At 35.1% G+C, this 22,764-nt stretch carries 20 protein-coding genes and 1 tRNA gene; 16 read left to right on the forward strand and 5 right to left on the reverse strand.

Annotated elements, in window-relative coordinates:
• Positions 1 to 14 precede the first annotated feature (14 nt).
• Positions 15 to 407, reverse strand: a complete 393-nt coding sequence (locus JOD96_RS16385; protein ID WP_026984135.1) for an START-like domain-containing protein — start codon at positions 405 to 407, stop codon at positions 15 to 17.
• Positions 408 to 559: 152 nt separating this feature from the next.
• On the opposite strand from JOD96_RS16385, the gene JOD96_RS16390 reads away from it, so the two are divergent.
• The 7 genes from JOD96_RS16390 (at position 560) to JOD96_RS16420 (ending at position 3,894) form a co-directional block, all read left to right on the forward strand.
• Positions 560 to 633: transfer RNA gene (locus JOD96_RS16390), tRNA-Met, on the forward strand.
• Between the two features lie 205 nt (positions 634 to 838).
• Positions 839 to 1,090 carry a hypothetical protein gene (locus tag JOD96_RS16395; RefSeq protein ID WP_209565305.1) on the forward strand — a complete coding sequence of 84 codons (252 nt, stop codon included), beginning with the start codon at positions 839 to 841 and terminating at the stop codon, positions 1,088 to 1,090.
• A gap of 145 nt (positions 1,091 to 1,235) precedes the next feature.
• A complete protein-coding gene (locus JOD96_RS16400) occupies positions 1,236 to 1,448 on the forward strand; it encodes a hypothetical protein (RefSeq protein WP_209565306.1) in 213 nt (70 codons plus the stop codon).
• Positions 1,449 to 1,778: 330 nt separating this feature from the next.
• Positions 1,779 to 2,156, forward strand: coding sequence for a VOC family protein (locus JOD96_RS16405; protein ID WP_209565307.1), 378 nt, complete (start codon positions 1,779 to 1,781; stop codon positions 2,154 to 2,156).
• Between the two features lie 26 nt (positions 2,157 to 2,182).
• Positions 2,183 to 2,533, forward strand: coding sequence for a DUF2200 domain-containing protein (locus JOD96_RS16410; protein WP_209565308.1), 351 nt, complete (start codon positions 2,183 to 2,185; stop codon positions 2,531 to 2,533).
• Between the two features lie 223 nt (positions 2,534 to 2,756).
• Positions 2,757 to 3,131, forward strand: coding sequence for a hypothetical protein (locus tag JOD96_RS16415; RefSeq protein WP_209565309.1), 375 nt, complete (start codon positions 2,757 to 2,759; stop codon positions 3,129 to 3,131).
• Positions 3,132 to 3,330: 199 nt separating this feature from the next.
• Positions 3,331 to 3,894, forward strand: coding sequence for a DUF6642 family protein (locus JOD96_RS16420; RefSeq protein WP_209565310.1), 564 nt, complete (start codon positions 3,331 to 3,333; stop codon positions 3,892 to 3,894).
• Positions 3,895 to 4,022: 128 nt separating this feature from the next.
• Here the strand turns inward: JOD96_RS16420 and JOD96_RS16425 are convergent, their stop codons facing one another.
• Genes JOD96_RS16425 through JOD96_RS16435 form a run of 3 tightly spaced genes read right to left on the reverse strand, consistent with a single transcriptional unit; the run spans position 4,023 to position 10,691 of the window.
• The gene (locus tag JOD96_RS16425; protein WP_209565311.1) at positions 4,023 to 5,585 is read right to left on the reverse strand and encodes a DUF5123 domain-containing protein; all 1,563 of its coding nucleotides are present in this window, start codon (positions 5,583 to 5,585) and stop codon (positions 4,023 to 4,025) included.
• A gap of 25 nt (positions 5,586 to 5,610) precedes the next feature.
• A complete protein-coding gene (locus JOD96_RS16430) occupies positions 5,611 to 7,428 on the reverse strand; it encodes a RagB/SusD family nutrient uptake outer membrane protein (protein WP_209565312.1) in 1,818 nt (605 codons plus the stop codon).
• 20 nt (positions 7,429 to 7,448) lie between these two features.
• Positions 7,449 to 10,691, reverse strand: a complete 3,243-nt coding sequence (locus JOD96_RS16435) for a SusC/RagA family TonB-linked outer membrane protein (RefSeq protein WP_209565313.1) — start codon at positions 10,689 to 10,691, stop codon at positions 7,449 to 7,451.
• A 692-nt stretch (positions 10,692 to 11,383) separates the two neighbouring features.
• Between JOD96_RS16435 and metN the strand changes: the two genes are divergently transcribed.
• The 3 genes from metN to metQ are packed head-to-tail and all read left to right on the forward strand — an operon-like array spanning position 11,384 to position 13,907.
• The gene (gene metN / locus JOD96_RS16440; protein WP_209565314.1) at positions 11,384 to 12,415 is read left to right on the forward strand and encodes a methionine ABC transporter ATP-binding protein MetN; all 1,032 of its coding nucleotides are present in this window, start codon (positions 11,384 to 11,386) and stop codon (positions 12,413 to 12,415) included.
• The gene (gene metI / locus JOD96_RS16445) at positions 12,408 to 13,061 is read left to right on the forward strand and encodes a methionine ABC transporter permease MetI (protein WP_209565315.1); all 654 of its coding nucleotides are present in this window, start codon (positions 12,408 to 12,410) and stop codon (positions 13,059 to 13,061) included. The genes metN and metI overlap by 8 nt, the downstream gene beginning before the upstream one ends.
• A 27-nt stretch (positions 13,062 to 13,088) precedes the next feature.
• Positions 13,089 to 13,907, forward strand: coding sequence for a methionine ABC transporter substrate-binding lipoprotein MetQ (gene metQ / locus JOD96_RS16450; RefSeq protein ID WP_209565316.1), 819 nt, complete (start codon positions 13,089 to 13,091; stop codon positions 13,905 to 13,907).
• 85 nt (positions 13,908 to 13,992) lie between these two features.
• Here metQ and JOD96_RS16455 read toward each other — a convergent pair whose 3' ends face one another.
• On the reverse strand, positions 13,993 to 15,171 hold the full coding sequence (locus JOD96_RS16455) for an MFS transporter (protein ID WP_209565317.1): 1,179 nt from the start codon (positions 15,169 to 15,171) through the stop codon (positions 13,993 to 13,995).
• A 103-nt stretch (positions 15,172 to 15,274) separates the two neighbouring features.
• Between JOD96_RS16455 and JOD96_RS16460 the strand changes: the two genes are divergently transcribed.
• From JOD96_RS16460 to JOD96_RS16485, 6 genes are all read left to right on the forward strand, one after another.
• On the forward strand, positions 15,275 to 16,108 hold the full coding sequence (locus JOD96_RS16460; protein ID WP_209565318.1) for an AraC family transcriptional regulator: 834 nt from the start codon (positions 15,275 to 15,277) through the stop codon (positions 16,106 to 16,108).
• A 68-nt stretch (positions 16,109 to 16,176) separates the two neighbouring features.
• Positions 16,177 to 16,542, forward strand: coding sequence for a hypothetical protein (locus JOD96_RS16465; protein WP_209565319.1), 366 nt, complete (start codon positions 16,177 to 16,179; stop codon positions 16,540 to 16,542).
• A gap of 96 nt (positions 16,543 to 16,638) precedes the next feature.
• Positions 16,639 to 17,166, forward strand: a complete 528-nt coding sequence (locus JOD96_RS16470; protein ID WP_209565320.1) for a DUF3347 domain-containing protein — start codon at positions 16,639 to 16,641, stop codon at positions 17,164 to 17,166.
• Between the two features lie 2 nt (positions 17,167 to 17,168).
• Positions 17,169 to 17,729 carry an AraC family transcriptional regulator gene (locus tag JOD96_RS16475; RefSeq protein ID WP_209565321.1) on the forward strand — a complete coding sequence of 187 codons (561 nt, stop codon included), beginning with the start codon at positions 17,169 to 17,171 and terminating at the stop codon, positions 17,727 to 17,729.
• 181 nt (positions 17,730 to 17,910) lie between these two features.
• Positions 17,911 to 20,442 carry a heavy metal translocating P-type ATPase gene (locus JOD96_RS16480; RefSeq protein WP_209565322.1) on the forward strand — a complete coding sequence of 844 codons (2,532 nt, stop codon included), beginning with the start codon at positions 17,911 to 17,913 and terminating at the stop codon, positions 20,440 to 20,442.
• Positions 20,443 to 20,447: 5 nt separating this feature from the next.
• On the forward strand, positions 20,448 to 22,685 hold the full coding sequence (locus JOD96_RS16485) for a multicopper oxidase family protein (RefSeq protein ID WP_209565323.1): 2,238 nt from the start codon (positions 20,448 to 20,450) through the stop codon (positions 22,683 to 22,685).
• Positions 22,686 to 22,764 lie beyond the last annotated feature (79 nt).

A 22,764-nucleotide genomic window follows, 5' to 3' on the forward strand; every position in this document is an offset into this window, starting at 1 on the left:
AAAATAGACTTTTACTAAACAGAACCTATAAGATGTTTAAGGTCTGAGATTTGATTCTCCCACAATTGTTTAGCTTCGCCAACTTCTTCTTTTTCTGCAAAATCGACTACCATTAATGAAACATCTTTAGTCAGTTCATCGACTAAAATATGAAGTTCAAAAAAATATTCAGTATCCTTACTGCTTTCATCAACCCATTTAAACTTTACTTTTTCACCTGTTTTTTTAGACGCAAGACGTGCTTTTTCCTGTGAATCATTCCAGATGAAAGTAAAAAATTCCCCTCTTGAGTTAACATTGTCAGCAAACCATTCTGATAAACCTGACGGAGTTGATATATATTGATATAATAATTGCGGCGAAGAATTTATGGGAAACTCGATTTCGTAACGTATTTTTGGATCCATGTGCTACTTTTAATTTTTTCGAAATATAAGAATATATGTCCAAAAACAATGCGTTTTTAAAAATATTTTTTTTTCTTCATTTTATTCTTGTAAGCTTTAATATTATTTCTATCTTTGCACCCGCAATAAGGAACATTCCTAAATGCAGTCTTGGCGAGGTAGCTCAGTTGGTTAGAGCGCAGGATTCATAACCCTGAGGTCACGGGTTCAACTCCCGTCCTCGCTACAAAAGATAAACCCTTAAACAGTAAATGTTTAAGGGTTTTTTATTTGAAATAATTTCGATTCGGTTCGTAAATTGGAGTCCAAAACTTAAAAAAAATGCAAATACAATTTAAAAGTAAATATATTTATCATACCTGAACTTTTGTATTACACTGAGTTATTTTTTTATTTTTTTCTACTTTTGCAAACGAAGTAATTTACAACAAATGGATATAGTCAAATTTAAAATCACATCAAAAACAATAAAAGTAGAAGTACGCAATTCGAATAATTATGTTTTTAACTTTAATACAGCTTTAGATATTGCTAAAGAAGATAAAGATGTTTTATTAAAACTATACCATGCTCTTGACCTTCTTTTTAAAAAGGAAAACCCTGGTGAAGTAAAAAATTACATTTCGCCCAACCAAACCAATATACTGGACCAGATTTCGGCTGCTGATAATTTAGAAATATAAACAAAGTCACTTTAGGTAAAGGCATTACTCAATTTCTTGCAAACAGGTATACATGTGAATTAAATAAGAAAATCAACTTATCATGTAAGGATCTCATTTTCAGTGGGTGTAAATTTGAACATTATTAATCCAATACTACACCCCCATGAAAAATTCAACTATAAACTTCAGCTGTCCTATTTCTAATACCCGGCTTTTTACATCAGAAAAAAATAATGATTTAGTTTATGTAAAATCATATAAAGGAGACTGGGGAGACTGGGACGAACAGCCTCTTTGCGCAATTAACGACACAGAGGATTTAGATCTCGCAATCTCTTCTAAAGAAGACCTGACAATTAATGACAACTTCTGTTAAGAAATTTAGTCATTTTAATAAATAAAATTACTTCTTTGCCATTTAGCTAATCTATATAAGATTAGCTTTATTTTTTATATTAGTTTCTTCGGAGTATATATTGTTTGTGTGAGGAAAGCCTTTTAAGCTTTAGATTCTGCTTGCCAAATCACTTCCATTTGTAGGCCATGATTTTTTTATGAAACAAATTGCAAACAAATAAACCAAAACTTGTTTTCACAGTAAATCCTTAGGTATTTTTTCTTTAAAAATAATATTACAAAAATTCTTAATTTAGCTAAAAAGTAAAAATAGTTTCAAATTACTTTGCTTTAACTTAACGAAACAAACATGAAAAAAGTAACAGGCATAGGTGGCATTTTTTTTAAATGCAACGATCCAAATAAAATGAGAGAATGGTACAAAACACATCTCGGCTTTGATACGAACGATTATGGTGCAACTTTTGAATGGAAAGACAAATCTGATCCGTCAATTAATGGTTCTACTCAATGGAGCCCGTTTCCGGAGACAACAAAATATTTTGAGCCATCTACCAAAGATTTCATGATTAACTACAGGGTGGCAGATTTGGAGGCGTTGGTTGTTGAGCTAAAAAAAGAAGGTGTAATTATTGTTGACGAGATACAAACTTATGACTACGGAAAGTTTATTCATATTATTGATATTGAAGGAAACAAGATTGAATTGTGGGAACCTAAAGATTAAATCATACAGCTAAAAAGAGTTTAATTATGGAAAATCATAGAATTTTTACAACTTCATTTGCCAGTGTTTATCCCCATTATATTGCTAAAGCAGAAAAAAAAGGCCGCACAAAGGAAGAGGTGGATACTATAATTTTCTGGCTGACAGGATATAACGAACCACAGCTTCAGACGCTGATCGATAACAAAACTGATTTTGAAACTTTTTTTGCAAATGCACCACAAATGAATCAGAATGTATCCAAAATTACCGGTGTAATTTGTGGTTACCGGATTGAAGAAATTGAAAATAAACTCATGCAAAAAATTCGTTATTTAGACAAGCTAATTGATGAATTGGCTAAAGGAAAAGTGATGGAGAAAATTTTGAGGAATTAGATTTACATACCTTAATAAACGGACTAGTATACTAGTCCGTTTATTTTTTTATTGTTAACTAAAAAACACGTATTTATACGTGCTTTTTTATTAGCAATAAAAACGATTTTTGTAATCAAATACAAATAATCACAACTATTTTTTAATAAAACAAAAGATATACAGAGATAAAGAAAGCCAGAATCACAAAAAGACAAACTATTACAATTAAACAAATCAAACTATGGAACATCTTTGGTGTTGGCGATGTAAAATGGAAGTTCCGATGTTAAATGAGGATGAGCATAAAATGGCTTCTAAACTCTACCGACATGGTTTTGAAACCGGAAAATGTAATATGACAAGGCAGGAACGTTTTAAAGATCTTCTGGAATATTATAAGGAATTAACCGATTACGAAGAAACAGAACCCAATGCTATAATGCATCACAGAATTGAATTGTATGGCCCGCCCTGCGAAAGCTGTTCTAAACCTTATCGAACTCCGAAGGCGTCTTTTTGTGCTGCCTGCGGACATAAAAGACTTAACTTTCTTAACAACACTATTTTGCAGAATACAGAGCAAAAATGGTGGCATAAAATTTTGACTGCGAATTAGTTCCGGTCTCAGTTTGAAGTCTCAGTTCATAATTTGCAAATTCATTTGGGGATGAATATTGTACTGGAACTGAGACTAAAAAACTAAAAAATGAGTTAAAAATATATTCTTCTTACAAGTTTATACACAATAAAAAATACTTTTGCTAATTGAAAAATTTAGGGACCGTCAATCTCTAACAAAATCAGAAACAAAAGTAATGGATAGCGAAAAATTTATATTTTGCCTTGAAGGCGTCCCGGATATAGAAATTCAAATCACAACAAATGTCGTAAAATGCCTTGAGGAATTAGCCATTGATCAGGGAATTGCAAGTATCCATAAAACCTGCGATACGATAGAAGGACTAGAAGAAAGCCTGAATATCCTACTCTATGAAGATCATAATTTTAAAGATTATGAAATCATTTATCTGGCAATGCCTGGCCAGGAAAACAATATTTGCCTGCACGATTACTACTATAGTCTGGTAGAAATTGCCGAACTTTTTGAGGGTAAAATGAAAGGAAAGATTATTCATTTTGCCAATCTTAAAATCTTAGATTTAACCAACGACGAAGCACAATATTTTCTTGACATAACCGGCGCACGTGCTATTTCGGGTTATGGCTCTACATATAATAAAATTGCGAGCTGCAGCACAATTGACAAAGCCTTTTTTAGTTTATATCAGGACAATGATGATCTTACAGAAGTAGTAGAAGAATTGTATCAGAAACATTACAATCTTTGCAAACTGCTCGATTTTAGATTGTATTATTAAATAATATATCATTCAAAATTGGAATTCCTTAGCCGGAACAGCCGTTTTTAGTAACCAAAACTAAAACCAAAAAAAGAAGAGGAATACTCAAAAGCATCCCTCTTCTTAAACTAACTACATGAATTATTTTAATTTATCCAACGCGGATCACCAATATTATTATCTATCAAAGTTTGATTACCAACTTTAAAATTGCCTGTTGCAGCGTCCATAAATTGTGGATTTGCTACAGTTCCAGATGCATCAATTTTATTTCCTGAAATTGTTGCATCCATAAAGCTGGCTGCATTATAATAATAATTTTGAGAAAATGTCGGAGTAAATGTTGCTGACTGGTTTGAATAAAGTGCCGTTGTTTCTGTAATCAAAGTATTTTTTACTGTTGATGCATTTCCATTAAAACGAATATATAAAATTCTTCTTGGTGTTACATTGGTCGAAACTTTATATAAAGTACAGTGGTCAATTAGGACATTAGTTGTCAATCCCGTACCGCTGAAACCTGAAGCAGCGTCTACACGAACAAAATCCCTGAAAGCTGAGCACGTATCAAAGGTACTGTTCTTAACAACAATACTTGCTGCGTAGGTATTTCTGAAATCAATAAGATCTGCTTGTACAGTATTATTTACGTTCCTGACGATACTGTTATCGATTGTAAATGAAGATAACTTTGACCCACTAACAGATGCATACAGTAATGCACGATCATAATCATGAATTACGCAGCCACTAATTAACACATCATTATAAGTAGTATTTGCATCAGCCAGAGTAACAGCATGAGCATCTGTGATTCCTGTTCCGTCCAAATTCAGATCGATTAAGGATAGATTAACAGTTCCTGCTTTCACTGTAAATTTGGCATATATAACCGGTTTATTATAACTACGCAAACCTCTTATTGTGATTGATTTATTCAATATAATTTCACTGCTTGCAATTTTATAATCTCCAGCCTCAAGTACCAAAATTGCTCCTGCAGCTGCGTCATTAATTTTAGCAACCAGATCATCTGTTTCCTTAACCAAAATCCCTGTTCCGATGTCAATTGCTGTCGTAAAAGCTTTATTTCCCCTTTTCTTAGTACCGTTCATCAAATCTGCAGTATAATCGGTTTCGCCCGTTAAACCGCTAACAACAGCAATACCAACTGCCTTTTCTGCCGATGTAATGGTGTGTGTAATAGCTCCCGGATTTACTACTATTTGAGTAACATTTATATTTGGGATCCATCTTAATGTAACCTGCTTTGCTTCTATATCTCCATCTATAGAAAGAAGGAATGATTGTTCTGACAACGTTGTTGCTGAGACAACTGACCATTTAGAATCTGCTATACCAGTAGCACTCACTGCTTTTACTCTGATAGAATAAGCTGTTTCACTTTCTAACGGAACTTGTACCGGCAGCTGATCTGCAGTAACCTCAACCGTTTTATAAATTGTTTTAAATTGAGGATCTTCACTGACTTCGATAACATAATTTTCTGCATCTCCATCTTTAATAGTCCAGTTTAATTCAACAGAAGTCTGATTTCTAATCTTTGCTGTGAGTCCGATAGGAGAAAACTCTCTGCTAACAATCAGGCTATCTATAACTTCTTCATTATAATTTTCGCAACCCGAAAAGGCAATTGCCAGAAGCAATAAGGCTATAAAGCCTTTTGCCATATCTTTTATTTTTTCCATGATCATCATAACTTACAATTGATAATTAATTTGAGTAGCCATAATCATTGACTAATTTTCTGTTGCTTCCATCAATAAATACTTTCCAAATTGGCCAGAACTGCCTGTTATCAGGATCCACTCCCAATTTGTAAAGAGAGTTGATTTTAGTGTCTGCAAGCACATCCCATGCATTTGCTCCTTTGCTATCAACATATAAAGTATAATCTGAACCGGGATTTGTGGTTTCTCCTTTGTTTAAACCATAAATTATCAGTGTTTCGTTATCCGTTTTATATTTATAATACAAGTTTACAGGCACAGTTGCATAATCTCCTGTACGATCTTGTAAATCAAACATTTTTTGCTTTGCCTGATCCAATTTAACTTTTAGCAAGTTCCAGCGAATAAGTGCCTGTTTACGTTCCATTTCTCCTGTAAATTCAAATTTATTCTCCTCTACGATCGCGTTAAACATAGCTTGTTTACTTGTTAGCGCATTTACATAAGCTTCAACTTTTACTGCATGATCTTCTGCCTTAAATGCTCTTTTTCTTATTTCTTTTAAATACGGAGCTGCTGCACCCGGGCCTTCAATCTCATTTGCCGCTTCTGCCGCCATTAACAATACTTCTGCATAACGCATGTAAATTTTATTGACCCCGTCATCATTATCAGAAGTTACAAAACGCGTCATCCACTCGTAACGATATTTACCAAAATACCAGGTATTTATTGCGCCCAACTCTTGTTTGGCAACATTATTTACAGCTGTACCATATTTGTACGGCACGCAGGTAACATCTCTTCGGGTGTCTGCCTGATCATAATCGTAAAAAACAAAAGGCAGCGGACCAGCTGTTCCTCCTCTGTTTGCTCCATTACTATGATACTGGTCTTCTGTCGTATGCTTAACAGCAAAAGTGTATAGCATACGGCCACGGCCTTCTCCAAAAGGAATTTCCCAAAGGGATTCTCCTCCGGCTGTCAACACTTCCTGATTGTATTTTTTCCAAAAAGATTCAAAAGAAGATTCTAAATGTGCTTGTCCGCTTTCAATAACAGACCGGCACTCATCCAATGCTAATTTATACATAAGAGGAACTGATAATTGCGGATCATTACTTCTTCTGATTGCATCAGGATATTGCTGATAACCACTGGCAGCCAAAGCTAATCGGGCGCGTAATCCTTTAACAAAAGCTTTATTTACACGCTCTGTGCTTTTGGTAGATGCACTTTCATTAGGCCATGGTACCAGAGCAGAAGCTTCTTTCAAATCAGCAAGGATTTGTTTGTAAATCACATCACGGCTTGATTTTGGCAAATAAAGAGTTTCACTGTTAACTGGCTCAAAACGAGCCGGAACATCTCCCCAGGCCTTAACTAAATCAGCATAATAAACTGCTCTTAATGTTAATGCTTCTCCCAGCAAATATCCAATTTCATTTCCCGGTTTAGGATCGCCATATGTACGTAATCCGCGAATACAGATATTAGCACGTTCTATACCTAAATACATCATAGCCCAGGCATTATTGGTGGTATTCATTTGTGTGTTTTCAGGTTTTGCATCATACGTACATAAGTTAGATGCTTCACTTACCGTCTGTGAAGAATTGTACCATTCAACATCTGTATTAAGTCCATAAAAAGGAAGAAATCGGCCTCTGTAAGAGTTGGTTTCTGCAAATGCAACCTTAATTCCATCTACAGCGCCCTGCGCCAGTCCAACATTAGAAAAAAGTTCTTTTTCTTCGATTGTTGATTTTGCAGGCGCATCTAAATAATCATCTGAAAATTCCTGACAGGAAGTAAAAAGGCTTGCCATTACAATTCCTGCAATTACTATTTTATATTTCATCTTGTGAAAGTTTTATTGAATTAGAAATTAAGGTTTAAACCAAAAACCAATTGTCTGCTGCGTGGATACGCTGAATAATCAACACCCGGGGTAAGAGGCGTATTCCTTCTCGTGGAAACTTCCGGATCCGGTCCTGTGTATTTTGTGATTATAAAGACATTACTAGCTGTGAGATAAAATCTTAGTTTTGAAATACCTGTTGCAGAAATGAAGGAATTTGGTGCCGTGTAACCTAAAGTCAGCGTATTAAGTCTTAAGAAAGAACCATCTTCAACAGCCCAGTCACTAAAAACATAACGACTCATATACGGAGACCACATAGTTGTGTTTGCATTAAGCGCTGTCAGAGCATCAGGGTTTGTTACCAACTGCCCTGTTGAAGGATCAAGATTTGTCCATCTTTGTCCATCGGCCATTTCAGAACTTAAATTTCTATATTGTGTGTCTGGTGTAGAAGTAGTAAATTCTACTTTGTTTGCATTGTAAACATCATTCCCGATACTCCAGTTAAATGCCGCAGAAAGATCAAAGCCATAAGCATTTGCATTCAATATCATTCCACCGGTACTTTTAGGATTTGCATTACCAATTATTTTACGATCGTTGGCATTTACAACTCCATCTGCATTAATATCTTTTAATTTCATCATTCCCGGTGTAATAGTTCCTACAACTGTAGAGGCACTTACTACTCCATCTGGATTTCTGGTACCATCAGGCAAAAAATAGGGTTTTAACGTATATGTTGTTCCACTGTAGGTAAAGTCAGAAACTTCATATCGCCCGTCACTTACATATCCGTACATTAATCCTAAAGGCTGTCCGGCATTTACAAGAAAATCATTTCCGATTGCAGTAGAAGCCCAGTTGGTTGCCGCACCAAAATCGCTCATCACTCCCAGTGAGTTAATGCGGTTTTTGTTAAATCCTGCATTAAAAGATAAATTCAGACCATACTTCGGCGTTTCTAACAATACAAGGTTTAAGGTAGCTTCTACTCCGGTGTTCTGAGTTTCTCCCATATTTCTATATTGGTAATCATATCCTGACCCCGGAATAGGAAAGTTTATCAGTAAATCTTTAGTTAAATTTTTATAAACCTCAACAGATCCGCTTATTCTGCTTTTAAAAAAATCAAAATCTAAACCAGCATTCTGAGTAACCGTAGTTTCCCATTTAAGATCGGGATTGAATAGTGTTTTTTGTGCTGACCAGTAATTATTAACTCCGTTTATCCATGGAGTTGCCGTTGATGTAAAATTCTGAAAAGTCTGGCCTGTAGGAATATTGTTGTTCCCCGCCTCACCATAACTTAATCGCAGTTTAAGTGATTCAATCCAGGAAACATCTTTCAAAAAGCTTTCTTCAGATATTTTCCAGGCTGCTGCTGCTGCCGGAAAAAATCCCCATTTATTATCACCTGCAAATTTACTCGAACCATCGGCACGGTAGGTCGCTGTAAAAAGATAACGGTCTTTGAAATCGTAGTTTACACGTCCAAAAAAAGATAACAATTTATCATCAGGAAAATAGAAATTATCAACATACAATGGCGTTCCTTGTGTAGTAAGTTTTTGTGCCAAAGCAAAATCAAAAAACTTAGGAAATCCCTGAATTACGCTAGTCACATCATTTCTCTTAAAATTGATCATTTCCTCACCAACAAGAATTCTTAGATTATGATTATCACCCAATGATTTCTTGAAATCATAATTAAGCGTATTTGCATTTCTAAAACGCTTATCAGTTCTGTCGGCCATTGTCAGAGCTGGCATGCCTTGTCGTTCTGCTGCAGGGGCATTGTTTACATAATAGGTAGTACGCCCGTAAAAACGATAGTCTAAATAACTATAATTATCTAAACCTAAGTCGGTCTTAAAAACCAGTTTGTCTGTTAACTTCCATGAAAAACTTCCAAGCATATTAAAGTTTTTTCTAAACTGCTGACGGTTATTGTCTGCAATGGATACAAATGGATTAGTCAAATAATTAGAAAGCGCTTCATCTGTGTTGGTTGTTGTTAAACCCGGCATTGGAATTGGTGAGTAACCAACGCTGTGTTTTAAACGTGAATCTGCAGACGAAACCTCATTTTGTTCATTTAATCCGCCTCCATTTATCTCTGTATCAGAATAACGCATTGTAAAAGAAAGATCTACTTTATCTGAAGCTTTGCTGTTTAACGACAGCGAAAGGTTATTTCTATTAAAATTTGAGCCAACCATAATTGCTTTTTCATCATAGTGGGCATAATTAAAATTAAAATTTATTTTTTCTGCCCCACCACGTATCGACAAATCACGGCTTTGCACTTCTCCGGTTTTTCCATAAACCTGCTTTTGCCAATTATTGCCTTTCATTCCTTTATACAAATCATAATCCTGCCATGATCCAAAATACTTTTCGTATGTATTCACATCCTCTTCCAATAGCGAATATTCATATTGCCATTTAACAAAATCTTCCGGCGATAAAACATCAATTTCTTTTGCCATTTTTTTCATGCCGTAAAACATGTTAAAATTTACTGCAATCTTACCGTCTTTACCTTTTTTAGTAGTAACAATGATAACACCATTTGCTCCTCTTGATCCGTAAATCGCTGTAGAAGAAGCGTCTTTTAGTATCGTCATCGATTCGATATCAGAAGAAGAAATATCGTTAATACTATTTACAGGAAAACCATCAACAATATACAAGGGAGAACTATCCTGAGTCAACGATCCGCCTCCGCGAATTCTAATTTTAATTTCTGAATCGGGAGAACCTTCTGAAGAAGTAACCTGTACCCCAGCAACTCGCCCTGTAAGAGCTTCTGCTACGTTGGCAACCGGAATTTTTCTCATATCATTTCCTGACAATGTAGAAACAGCACCTGTTAAATCCGATTTTTTTGTTGTTCCGTATCCCACAACAATAACTTCGTTTAGGTTATTGGAGTCCTCAGAAAGTGTTATATCAATTTTAGATTTGCCTTCAACAGAAATATCTCTTGTTTTAAATCCTATAAATGAAAAACTTAAGATTGCCTTCGGGTTAGAAACTTTTATTTTGTAACGGCCATCAAAATCAGTAGAAGCAGTGTTCTTTGTTCCTTTCTCTACTATATTTACACCGGGCAAAGACAGTCCCGTAGCGTCCTTAACCGTTCCTTCAAGTGTTACAGACTGTGCTCTCATTTGCCCGCCCGCGAGCAGACACAATAAGAAAACTACCGTAAAATAACAATTTGCTCCTTTAACGGATAAATTTTTAAAATTCATAGTTAGTTAATGTTTTAAGTTAGTAATGGATTAGTATAAAGTGGTTTTATTTTAAAAATCTAATAAGTATTTACAATTATGGTTTCCGTTTTCTTGTAAGAAATACGAAAGTCAGCCAAATTTCTAAAGTAAAAATGTAATCGATTGCACAAACATAAAAATTTTTTTGATACAAAAAATTTAAAATCATAAAAAAATCTTAATTAAACTTAATTTTTATAATTATTTACTATTTAAAATAAGTTATGCATAATTTAATAGCTTTATAAATATTAAATATATTTTTATTAATTGTTTAAATATGTGCAATTAATAAAACATAATAATCGATTACATAAAGAAAATTAAAGATTTATCAGGCTTTGTTTATGTAAGTATTAGAACGCCTTCAGAAAAAATTAAGGGCATTATCGTATTGTTTAAAAAATTAAAAATGATATAAATTCTTTTATTTTTTTTAAACTCAATTAAGACATCTTATAATGGAATTTGAGGATTTAAAAAATTAGTACTTGATATTTGGGCTTTTACAACAGAAAAACCAACTATTAAATCAAATAATTAACATTCTATTAATGTTCTACTTCCCCTATAGATTTTATTATAAACTAAATATAACTTACATTTGCATCGAATTTGTGAGCGGATATTTGCTTCGCTTTTAATTTTCAATTGATTGCAAAAAATACAATATGATAGAATTAAAGAATATTACTAAAAAGTTTCATAAAACCGGGAGAGAAATCATTGCTTTGCAGGATGTTTCGGTTCATGTCCCTCCTGGAAAAATATTTGGTGTTATCGGAACTTCGGGTGCGGGCAAAAGCACTTTGATACGATGTATAAACCTGCTCGAAAAACCGACTTCTGGTGATGTGCTTGTAGACGGCAAATCACTATTACAATTGAGTAATTCACAATTAGCAAAAGAAAGAAGACAAATCGGAATGATTTTTCAGCATTTTAATCTTTTATCTTCAAGGACTGTTTTTGACAATGTTGCTTTTCCTTTAGAATTAGCAGGTGTTTCTAAACCTGATATAAAAAAGCGTGTTCTGGAATTATTAGATTTAGTTGGACTTTCTGAAAAAATAAATGATTATCCGGCTAGTCTTTCCGGCGGTCAGAAACAGCGTGTTGCCATTGCAAGAACTCTGGCAAACAACCCTAAAGTTCTTTTGTGTGATGAGGCTACGAGCGCACTTGATCCCGGAACTACCAGATCTATTCTGAATTTATTAAAAGATATTAATAAACGACTAAATATCACTATTCTTCTTATTACGCATCAAATGGAAGTGGTAAAAGCCATTTGTGATGAGGTTGCTGTAATCAGTAACGGAAAATTAATTGAACAGGGAACTGTGGGCGAGATATTTGCAAATCCAAAGAATGAACTTACCCGTGAGTTTATCTCTTCTTCTCTACATATAGAAATCCCGGACTTATATCAGGAACGATTAAAATCTGATTATAAAGATGGTTTACATCCTTTATTGCGACTGGAGCTAAACGGAAATTCGGTAAATGAGCCTATTTTAACTCAGGCAGCCATTCAGTTTGGTGTAAATGCCAACATTATTACCGCACAAACGGCTTATGCAGGCGATACCAATTTCGGAATTCTTATTGTTGAGTTATCCGGTAGTGAAACACAACATAAGGAAGCAATTCGATTTTTTAATGACAAACACGTAAAAACAGAAATATTAGGCTATGTCTGAATCTATTATAACACTCTTATTACAAGGAACTTTTGAAACTATTGTAATGACTTTTCTAGCCGGATTTTTCGGTTTTTTGCTGGGCCTCCCTTCCGGAATATTATTATTCCTTACCAGAAAAGGTCAGATTCTCGAACATCTATTGTTTAATCGTGTTCTGTCTGTAATTGTAAATATCTTCAGGTCGATACCGTTTATTATTTTAATTGTATGGATGATTCCTTTTACACGAACTCTGGTCGGAACTTCAATCGGAGTTAGTGCAGCGTTGGTGCCGCTGAGTATTGGAGCTGCTCCGTTTATTGCAAGATTAGTAGAAAACAGTTTGCTGGGTTTGCCTTCAGGATTAATTGAAGCCGCAAGGGCTTTGGGCGCAACACCGCTGCAAATTGTATATAAAGTATTATTGCCGGAAGCACTTCCATCCCTTATCAATGCCGCATCTATTACATTAATCACACTTGTGGGTTATTCTGCTATGGGCGGGGCCGTTGGTGCCGGCGGACTCGGGCAGATTGGTTATCAATATGGGTACATTGGTTATGATGCCGTAATCATGAATACGGTTTTAGCACTACTTGTTGCCCTTGTCTTTATCATACAATTCGTCGGAGACAGACTTTCTAAATATTTTGACCACAGATAAACTTAGTTATAATTTTAAAACATAAACATGAATACAAAAAATAAACTTTCTGTACTTGGAGGGATTTTAGCCCTGACGCTAACACTTGCTAACTGTGGAAAAGAAAAGAAAAACGACCCTAATCATATAAAAGTGGGAGTTGCGGCAGGACCTGAATTCATTGTTGCACAAGCTGCACAAAAAGTAGCAAAAGACAAATACGGACTAGAAGTTGAGCTGATTACTTTTAATGATTATGTTGTTCCAAACGAAGCTTTGAATCAGGGTGATATCGATGCTAATGCTTTTCAGCATAAACCTTATCTTGATGAGCAGGCTAAGCAAAGAGGCTATAAACTTGCCATTATCGGTAAAACTTTTATTTACCCGATTGCCGCATATTCAAGAAAAATAAAAACACTTGCCGAACTAAAACCGGGTAGTACAATTGTTATTCCAAATGACCCTACAAATGGCGGACGTTCGTTATTATTGCTTCAAAAAAACGGTCTTTTAAAACTTAAGGATAATGTTGGCCTTTTACCAAAAGTGATTGATATTACTGAAAATCCTAAGAACTTAAAAATATTAGAATTAGAAGCACCGCAAATTCCAAGAACGCTAGATGACGAAGATGTATCGTTAGCTATTATCAATAATACTTTTTCATCACAGGCAGGACTAGTTCCGTCACGAGATGCATTATTTGTAGAAGATAAAGATTCACCTTACGTCAATTTGGTTGTTTCGAGAGAAGACAACAAAAATGACGAGAAAGTTTTGAAATTCTTAAAAGCTTTTCAATCTGATGAGGTTGCAAAAGCAGCAGAAAAAGAATTTAAAGGCGGTGCTGTAAAAGGCTGGTAAAACCATTAAAATCCAAATAGAAAAAGGCTGGCAAATAGTATTTGTCAGCCTTTTTTATAAAAACTAAATTCTAAATTTTAGTATTTTAAATTGCCTCTGCTTCCTGCAATTCAATCTGAGAGCTTCTTCTTCTTTGAATCAAGACAGAAGTGATTATCATACCGACAATTGACATTCCGACACCAATAAGATTTGGAGAAGCATAACTGTAACCGGCAATTAAAGGCAGACCTCCAAGAAAAGCCCCTAATGCATTTCCGATATTAAAACTTCCCTGCAATGAAGCCGATGCAATCATTTCGGCACCTTTGGCAGTACGGATCATCAACATTTGAATTGGCGCAATAACCGAAAAAGAAATAGCACCGGTTAAGAAAGTAAAAATCAAAGAAGCATATTGATTAAAAGAGAAAAAATAAACCAAAATTAAATCCACCGACATTACCATCAGTAACGCCAATGTAGTCGGAGCCGGAGAAAACCGGTCTGCAAGCTTACCACCCAAAAAATTTCCGACCACCATTCCGAAACCTGCCAGAATAAGAATATAAGAAACGTCTTCGGGAGAAAATTTAGACACCTTAATCAACAAAGGTGCAATGTAACTTATCCAGGCAAAAAGCCCGCCAAATCCAATGGCCGTGATCCCGATAATAAGCCAGGCATCGGCTTTCTTAAAAAACTGCAGCTGCGTTTTCATGTTTACCGTTTGGTTTTTTTCCAGATTTGGCATCCATAAATAGATAAACAAAAAGGTAAGCGACCCTACAATTGCAATAAGAATAAATGTATAACGCCAGATAAAATGATGACCAATATAAGTCCCGATTGGAACTCCTATTAAATTAGCCAAAGTCAGGCCCGAAAACATAATAGCAATTGCTTGTGCTTCTTTGCCTTTGTCTGCCAAACGGCTTGCCACAACTGCTCCTACTCCAAAAAATGCTCCGTGTGGCAGTCCTGATAAAAATCGTGAGGCAAACAAAAAATTATAGTTGGGTGCAATGATAGACAGTGCATTAAAAAGTGTTAGCATTAAAGCTAAAATTAAAAGCATTTTTTTGGGCGCATAATTCCTGCCTAATATTACTAATAAAGGCGCACCAATAACAACTCCAAGTGCATACGCCGAAATTAAATAACCGGCAACCGGAATTGAAACTTTCATATCTGAAGCAATGTCAGGCAATAAACCCATCATTACAAATTCTGTAATTCCAATAGTTAGCCCTCCTAAAGAGAGAGCAATGAGACTTTTTTTCATCTGATTAATTAAGAAAGGAAAATGACTTTCTATGAGGCAAATTTAACTCAATTGCAGAAAAATTTAGTTGTATATTTGCGATATAAACTTGTATATTTAAGTTATGCCAAAATTAAATCAATTTGAAACTCTTGTTATAAATGAATTTGAAGATGAAAAATTTCATCTTCCGCCACATACGCATACGTATTATGAGATCATCTATATTAAAAAAGGAAGTGGCGTTCATCATTTAAACAATAATCTTCTCCCTTATAAAACGGGTGATTTATTTGTTATTTCTCCAGACGATGAGCATTATTTTGACATTAAAAAAAGTACGCGCTTTGTATATATCAAATTCACTGACAGTTATTTTAATTCAAAACAAAACCTTACCTGTGATGAATTTTTAATTCATACGCCCGAAAGTTTTATGCGTGACAAAACACTCAAAGAAACTGTTTTAAAGTTTGATGATCCCTGCCGTACAATTCTAAAAAATACGATCGACAACATTTCTGCTTATAATTGTAAAACCGATGTTTCGAATTCGCCAATTGTATTTTATCAGATCCTTTCTATTTTTGGATTAATAAAAGAAACCATGCGCAGCCTGAACCTTGTTGTAAAAGGAAATTCTATTGACAACGAGCAGATTACTTCTTACATTCATCAGAATATATATCAGCCAAAATTGGTTCAGATCAAGGTAATTGCAGATCATTTTAACATTGCGCAAACTTATTTTAGTGCTTACTTCAAAAGGACTTTTTCTATTAGTTATCGTGATTATATTCATAATTTGAGAACAACGCTAATCGAAAAACGTTTTCAGAATAACCAATTACCTGTCAAGCAAATTGCGTACGAATTTGGCTTTACCGATGAGAGCCATCTGTCTAATTATTTTAAAAAAAGAAAGAACATGAAACCTACAGATTTTAAAAGGTTATAGTTATGGAAATCTTAAAAATTATTTCTTCAATTGTTTTTTAGTTAAATTTGTATTTCAAAAACATTTCATTGTCAAAAAAGGTTCGCATAGTATTTATTCTTCTAACTCTTGGTTTCTTTTTGATTCCGGGTATCAATTATGCCTGTAATAATAGGCATTCTGAAGAAATGACCGTGAAAGAAACAAAAGAAAACAGCTGTGAAAAAGAATGCTGTAAAAAAAACAATTCAAAAGAAGAGAAACATAATTGTGATGAAAAATGTCATCACGCCAACTGTACAGTTTCTTTTCAGTTGAATGCGATACCTCCAAATGAATTTATTTTTGAACGAAATAATTTTAATTTCGCTACTAAAAAACAAAATTGCCATTATAATGAAACTGGCCTTTCTGCTGGTTTTACCTCGATTTGGCTACGTCCTAAAATAGGATAATTCTTTTTTTGACAGCCATAATTGGGTCAAAATCAATCTTAATCTTTCGAATAAATTAAAAAGGATTTTTTTCCTTTCAATCTAAAAATATATAACATGAAAAATTCAATCATAGCAATAGCAGCAATAATTACTTTATTATTTTCTGCAAATAACATTCAGGCAAATTCTATCAAAACAGAAAAAAATGAAGTAACAGATTCATCAAGTCAGCTTCAGCCTGTTTATGATGCTTATTTTACAGTAAAAGATGCACTTATAAAAAGTGACAGTAAATTGACTTCGGCAAAAGCCAAAGATTTACTTACCGCGATAACAGCTGTAAAAATGGATAAACTAAAGGATAGCGAACATACCGTTTGGATGAAGGTTGTAAAAAAACTAACCGCTGATGCCAAAAGTATTTCGGCAACAACAGATCTTAAAAAACAACGTGAGACTTTTAAATCGCTGTCTAAAAAGACATACGATTTAATAAAAGTTTCAAATCCCGACCAGCCAATTTACAAACAATATTGCCCAATGGCAGATGCTGACTGGCTGAGCAAAGAAAAAGCGGTTAAGAATCCTTATTATGGTTCTTCTATGCTGACTTGCGGAAATGTTATAGAAACTATTAAATAAACATGAAGCTTTACATCAAAAATATGGTGTGCAGCCGATGCAAAATGGTGGTGAAGTCTGAGTTCGAAAAACTCGGGCTTCAGACCATTGCTGTCGAATTGGGCGAAGTTGAACTGGAAAATGAAATGAGCGATAAGCAGAAACATGCTTTATTAGAAAATCTTCAGGCTTTGGGTTTTGATTTGATCGATGACAAAAAAAGCAAAACTGTCGAAAGAATAAAAACACTGATTATAGATTTAGTCCATCATAAAAACAATGATCTCAAAATCAATTTATCAGATTATTTAGCAGAAGATCTTAGTCAGGATTACAATTCGCTGAGCAATTTATTTTCTGAAATTGAAAATACCACTATAGAAAAATATTTCATTAGCCAGAAAATTGAAAAAGTAAAAGAATTATTGGTTTATAATGAGCTTTCATTAAGCGAAATTGCCGATATTTTAAACTACAGTAATGTGGCTCACCTGAGCAACCAGTTCAAAAAGATTACTGGCTTTACTCCTACCTCTTTCAAAAAATCGAAAGATAAAAAGCGCATTCAGATCGAGAATTTGTAATTTTTTTAATATTGCAAGATTGCAACATAGTCCAGGGCTTTAACCTTGGGCTATGTTTTTTATCAATGAATTGCGGTTTAAAAATAACATTAGTAAATCTTACAAATCATTCTCAAAATTATACAAACGTGAACAATTTATAGTTCGGAAATTTGCATTGTAATACTTAAAAAAGAATACAATGACTCATCAATATATAATTTCGGGTATGTCGTGCAACGGCTGCAGAACCAAAGTAGAAAAGGTTTTAAATGAAATTGAAGGCATTCATGCTGAAGTAAATCTAAATCCCGGGATTGCTACTATTACCATGGACAAACATGTGGCTACTGAAAAACTTCAGGAAGTTTTATCGGCCGCAGGAAATTATACTATCGAGATGGATTCTCCTAAAAACCATGGAGATGTTCCTGTTTCATCTTGCTGTTCAGGTCACAAAAAAGAGAATCACGATCATCATAAAAAAGAAAATAAAGTTCCTCAGCACAGCGCAAATGGAGTCTATTACTGTCCCATGCATTGCGAAGGTGACAAAACCTATAACAAGCCAGGAGACTGCCCGGTCTGCGGAATGGATTTGGTACCTCAAATTGCTATAAATGCAACACAATTTACTTGTCCGATGCATCCTGAGATTGTTTCAAACGAACCTGGCGATTGTCCCATTTGTGGAATGGACTTGGTTCCGGTTCAGGTTTCTGAAAATGAAGAAAACAAAACTTATTCTGATTTATGGAAAAAAATGAGGATTGCAATACTCTTTACGATTCCTATTTTCCTTATTTCAATGTCAGAAATGATTCCGGATAATCCGCTTTATCGTATCATGTCTGTAGAAAAATGGAATTGGGTCCAGTTTATATTTTCGCTTCCGGTTTTATTTTATGCAGGCTGGATGTTTTTCGTTCGTGCCTGGAAATCAATCCTAACATGGAATCTTAACATGTTTACTTTAATCGGAATTGGTACAAGCGTCGCTTTTTTATTTAGTATTGTCGGCATGTTTTTCCCTGATGTTTTTCCAGACGAATTCAAATCCCATCACGGAACAATTCATCTGTATTTTGAAGCAGCTACTGTAATTATTACTTTAGTTTTATTAGGACAATTACTGGAAGCCAAAGCACACGGACAAACCAACGGCGCTATAAAAGAATTATTAAAATTAGCTCCGACCGAAGCGACATTGGTTGAAAACGGAAGTGACAAAGTAATTTCGATTCACAATATAAAAAAGGGAGATTTGTTGCGTGTAAAACCCGGAGAAAAAATCCCTGTCGATGGTAAAATAACTTCCGGAGAGAGCAGCATTAATGAATCTATGATTACCGGAGAACCAATTCCTGCAGACAAAAAAACAGGAGACGCAGTGATTGCAGGAACCATAAACGGTACAAAATCGTTTGTAATGACTGCAGAAAAGGTAGGATCAGAAACCCTGCTTTCACAAATCATACAAATGGTAAATGATGCCAGCAGGTCTCGCGCACCAATTCAGAAACTGGCCGATCGTGTTTCTAAATATTTTGTACCAACGGTTGTTATTATTTCGCTTTTAACTTTTTTTATCTGGGCAAAATTTGGTCCGGAGCCTTCTTATGTTTATGGACTAATCAATGCAATTGCTGTTTTAATTATTGCCTGCCCTTGTGCACTCGGTCTGGCAACGCCAATGTCTGTAATGGTCGGAGTTGGAAAAGGGGCTCAACACGGAATCCTGATTAAAAATGCAGAAGCGCTGGAAAACATGAATAAAATTGATGTTTTGATCACCGATAAAACGGGAACAATTACCGAAGGAAAGCCTTCTGTAGAAAAAATATATGCCATTAATAACAACGAAGATTTCCTTCTTGAAAACATTGCCTCCTTAAATCAGCATAGTGAACATCCTCTAGCGCAGGCTGTTGTTGATTTCGCGAAAGCTAAAAATAGTTCATTCAAAGAAGTTCAGGATTTTGAAACCATCACCGGAAAAGGTGTTTTGGGTACTATAGAAAACAAAAATGTCGCTTTAGGAAACAAAAAATTAATGACTGAAACAGGAGCTTCTGTTTCTCAGGATTTGGAAAAACAAGTTACTGCCGAACAGAATTTAGGCAAAACTATTTCGTATATCGCAATTGACAAAACAGTTTTAGGTTTTGTTGCTATTACCGACGCTATCAAAGAAAACAGTGCCAACGCCATCAAAGAATTAGTTGCTCAGGGCGTTGAGGTTATTATGCTGACAGGCGATAACCATAATACAGCAAAAGCTGTTGCCGATTATTTGAATCTGAGTTCTTTTAAAGCCGATTGTCTTCCTGAAGATAAACTGAAGGAAATTCAACGTCTTCAGTCTGAAGGAAAAATTGTGGCAATGGCGGGTGACGGGATCAACGATGCGCCTGCTTTGGCTCAGTCAAATATCGGAATCGCAATGGGAACCGGAACTGATGTTGCAATAGAAAGTGCCAAAATTACGTTAGTAAAAGGAGATTTAAACGGGATTGTAAAGGCCAAAAATCTAAGCCATGCAGTAATGTCAAACATTAAACAGAACTTATTTTTTGCTTTTATCTACAATACTCTGGGCGTGCCAGTCGCGGCAGGAATTTTATTCCCGTTTTTGGGAATTTTGCTTTCTCCCATGTTAGCCGCTGTAGCAATGAGTTTAAGTTCCGTTTCTGTAATAGTTAATGCGCTGCGACTGAGAAATCTAAAATTGTAATCGTCATGAAAATCAAATATATTATCCTTCTGTTTTTAATTGCTTTTCAGCTAAATGCACAAAAAATAGTGCGTTATGATTTGTATGTTCGCGATACGATTGTCAGTTTTTCGGGTAAAGAAAAACGCGCGATTGCCGTAAATGGTCAAATTCCGATGCCGACTCTGACTTTTACCGAAGGAGATATTGCAGAAATCTATGTCCATAACGAATTGAAAAAAGAAACAACCTCGATGCACTGGCACGGATTGTTTTTACCTAATAAGGAAGACGGCGTTCCGTACCTGACGCAAATGCCAATTGAACCCGGAACTACACATAAATATTCATTCCCGATTATTCAAAACGGAACGTATTGGTACCACAGCCATTCCGGACTTCAGGAGCAAATTGGTTTGTACGGCCTTTTTATAATCAATAAGAAAAAAGACGATGGTACTATTAGAAAAGGTATTGATGATCTGCCAACGATTCCGGTTATTTTAAGCGAATGGTCTGATCTGAAACCAGAGAATATTCAGCGAATGCTGCATAATGCAAATGACTGGTTTGCTATAAAAAAAGGAACAACACAAAGTTATGCCGAAGCGGTAAAGCAAGGACATTTTTCGACCAAAATTACCAACGAATGGAAACGAATGAACGCTATGGATGTTAGTGATGTCTATTATGAGAAGTTTTTGATCAATGGTAAAAATGAACAACAGCTTTCCGATTTTAAACCCGGCTCGAAAGTTCGTTTGCGAATTGCCAACGGAGATGCTTCGAGTTATTTCTGGCTGACTTACGGCGGTGGAAAAATAACTGTCGTAGCGAGTGACGGAAATGATGTTGAGCCCGTAGAAGTGGATCGTTTGATTATTGCGGTTTCTGAAACTTATGATGTTGTGGTCACCATTCCTGAAGACAACAAATCTTTTGCTTTTTTGGCTACAGCCGAAGACAGGACTGGATCTGCTTCTTTGTTTTTAGGAAATGGCGAAAAACAGCCCGTTAATCATCTTTCAAAATTAAAATATTTTGAAGGAATGAAAATGATGAACGATATGATGAAAATGAATGGGGAAATGAATGATATGGGCATGAACATGTCTTTGAACAAAATGGATATGAATGCTGTGATGTATCCTGAAATTTCCGGCGAAGATGAAAATGCTAAACCAATGGATCATTCTAATCATAATATGGAAGAGATGAAAATGGAGAATGACAGTACAGAAACGCCAGAAATTGTCACTTTGAATTATGGAATGCTGAAATCTCCGTTTAAAACAAATCTTCCGAAAGATGCGCCGGTTAAAGAATTACGCTTCACCCTTTCAGGAAATATGAACCGATATGTGTGGAGTTTAGACAATAAAGTGGTTTCTGAAACGGATAAGATTTTAATCAAAAAAGGAGAAAATGTTCGTATTATTATGTACAACGGCTCGATGATGCGCCATCCGATGCATTTACATGGACATGATTTTAGAGTTCTAAACGAACATGGTGATTATGCTCCGCTAAAAAATGTCATTGACATTATGCCGATGGAAACAGATACAATAGAATTTCAGGCCAATGCAGATGGCGACTGGTTTTTTCACTGTCATATTTTATATCACATGATGGCAGGAATGGGACGAATATTTAGTTACGAAAATTCAGCTCCCAATCCGTTGATTCATCATCCGGAAATGGCTTTTAAAATGTTAAAAATGGACGATCGAATGTTTCATTTTATGGCCGAAAATGATTTTGCAAGCAATGGAAATGATGGTGAAGCGATGTATAGTAATACGCGCTGGAGCATTGCAACCGAATGGAGATTGGGTTATAATGACAAACACGGTTATGAAACAGAAACGCATATTGGCCGTTATATCGGAAAAAATCAATGGCTGATGCCTTTTATAGGTTTTGACTGGCGATACAGAAAAATGGGAATGGACGAACAGGAACAAAATATTTTTGGACAGAGTAATACAAAAGACAATCGTTCGGTTTTTAGTGCCGGTCTTGAATATACTTTACCAATGCTGGTAAAAGCACAACTGGAAGTTTATACTGATGGAAATGTGAGGGTACAATTTGAGCGAAAAGACATTCCGCTTTCACAGCGGCTCCGAATGAACCTTATGTGGAATACAGATAAGGAATATATGGCTGGTTTAAAATATATTATAGCGCGTAATTTCGGAATCACAACGCATTATGACAGCGATATGGGAATTGGATTTGGAGTTAATCTGAATTATTAGTTTGCCTTGTATAATACGAGGCTTTAGAAAAATCAGTTCAAATTTTATCTGAACTGATTTTTTTATTTTAAAATGAAGG

The sequence above is a fragment of the Flavobacterium sp. 1355 genome (assembly GCF_017833415.1).
Lineage (GTDB): Bacteria > Bacteroidota > Bacteroidia > Flavobacteriales > Flavobacteriaceae > Flavobacterium.

Excerpts from the sequence above, each read along its gene's own strand:
- JOD96_RS16385 (WP_026984135.1), bottom strand. The coding sequence starts at position 407 with ATGGATCCAAAAATACGTTACGAAATCGAGTTTCCCATAAATTCTTCG.
- JOD96_RS16395 (WP_209565305.1), top strand. The coding sequence starts at position 839 with ATGGATATAGTCAAATTTAAAATCACATCAAAAACAATAAAAGTAGAA.
- JOD96_RS16400 (WP_209565306.1), top strand. The coding sequence starts at position 1,236 with ATGAAAAATTCAACTATAAACTTCAGCTGTCCTATTTCTAATACCCGG.
- JOD96_RS16405 (WP_209565307.1), top strand. The coding sequence starts at position 1,779 with ATGAAAAAAGTAACAGGCATAGGTGGCATTTTTTTTAAATGCAACGAT.
- JOD96_RS16410 (WP_209565308.1), top strand. The coding sequence starts at position 2,183 with ATGGAAAATCATAGAATTTTTACAACTTCATTTGCCAGTGTTTATCCC.
- JOD96_RS16415 (WP_209565309.1), top strand. The coding sequence starts at position 2,757 with ATGGAACATCTTTGGTGTTGGCGATGTAAAATGGAAGTTCCGATGTTA.
- JOD96_RS16420 (WP_209565310.1), top strand. The coding sequence starts at position 3,331 with ATGGATAGCGAAAAATTTATATTTTGCCTTGAAGGCGTCCCGGATATA.
- JOD96_RS16425 (WP_209565311.1), bottom strand. The coding sequence starts at position 5,585 with ATGGAAAAAATAAAAGATATGGCAAAAGGCTTTATAGCCTTATTGCTT.
- JOD96_RS16430 (WP_209565312.1), bottom strand. The coding sequence starts at position 7,428 with ATGAAATATAAAATAGTAATTGCAGGAATTGTAATGGCAAGCCTTTTT.
- JOD96_RS16435 (WP_209565313.1), bottom strand. The coding sequence starts at position 10,691 with ATGAATTTTAAAAATTTATCCGTTAAAGGAGCAAATTGTTATTTTACG.
- metN (WP_209565314.1), top strand. The coding sequence starts at position 11,384 with ATGATAGAATTAAAGAATATTACTAAAAAGTTTCATAAAACCGGGAGA.
- metI (WP_209565315.1), top strand. The coding sequence starts at position 12,408 with ATGTCTGAATCTATTATAACACTCTTATTACAAGGAACTTTTGAAACT.
- metQ (WP_209565316.1), top strand. The coding sequence starts at position 13,089 with ATGAATACAAAAAATAAACTTTCTGTACTTGGAGGGATTTTAGCCCTG.
- JOD96_RS16455 (WP_209565317.1), bottom strand. The coding sequence starts at position 15,171 with ATGAAAAAAAGTCTCATTGCTCTCTCTTTAGGAGGGCTAACTATTGGA.
- JOD96_RS16460 (WP_209565318.1), top strand. The coding sequence starts at position 15,275 with ATGCCAAAATTAAATCAATTTGAAACTCTTGTTATAAATGAATTTGAA.
- JOD96_RS16470 (WP_209565320.1), top strand. The coding sequence starts at position 16,639 with ATGAAAAATTCAATCATAGCAATAGCAGCAATAATTACTTTATTATTT.
- JOD96_RS16475 (WP_209565321.1), top strand. The coding sequence starts at position 17,169 with ATGAAGCTTTACATCAAAAATATGGTGTGCAGCCGATGCAAAATGGTG.
- JOD96_RS16480 (WP_209565322.1), top strand. The coding sequence starts at position 17,911 with ATGACTCATCAATATATAATTTCGGGTATGTCGTGCAACGGCTGCAGA.
- JOD96_RS16485 (WP_209565323.1), top strand. The coding sequence starts at position 20,448 with ATGAAAATCAAATATATTATCCTTCTGTTTTTAATTGCTTTTCAGCTA.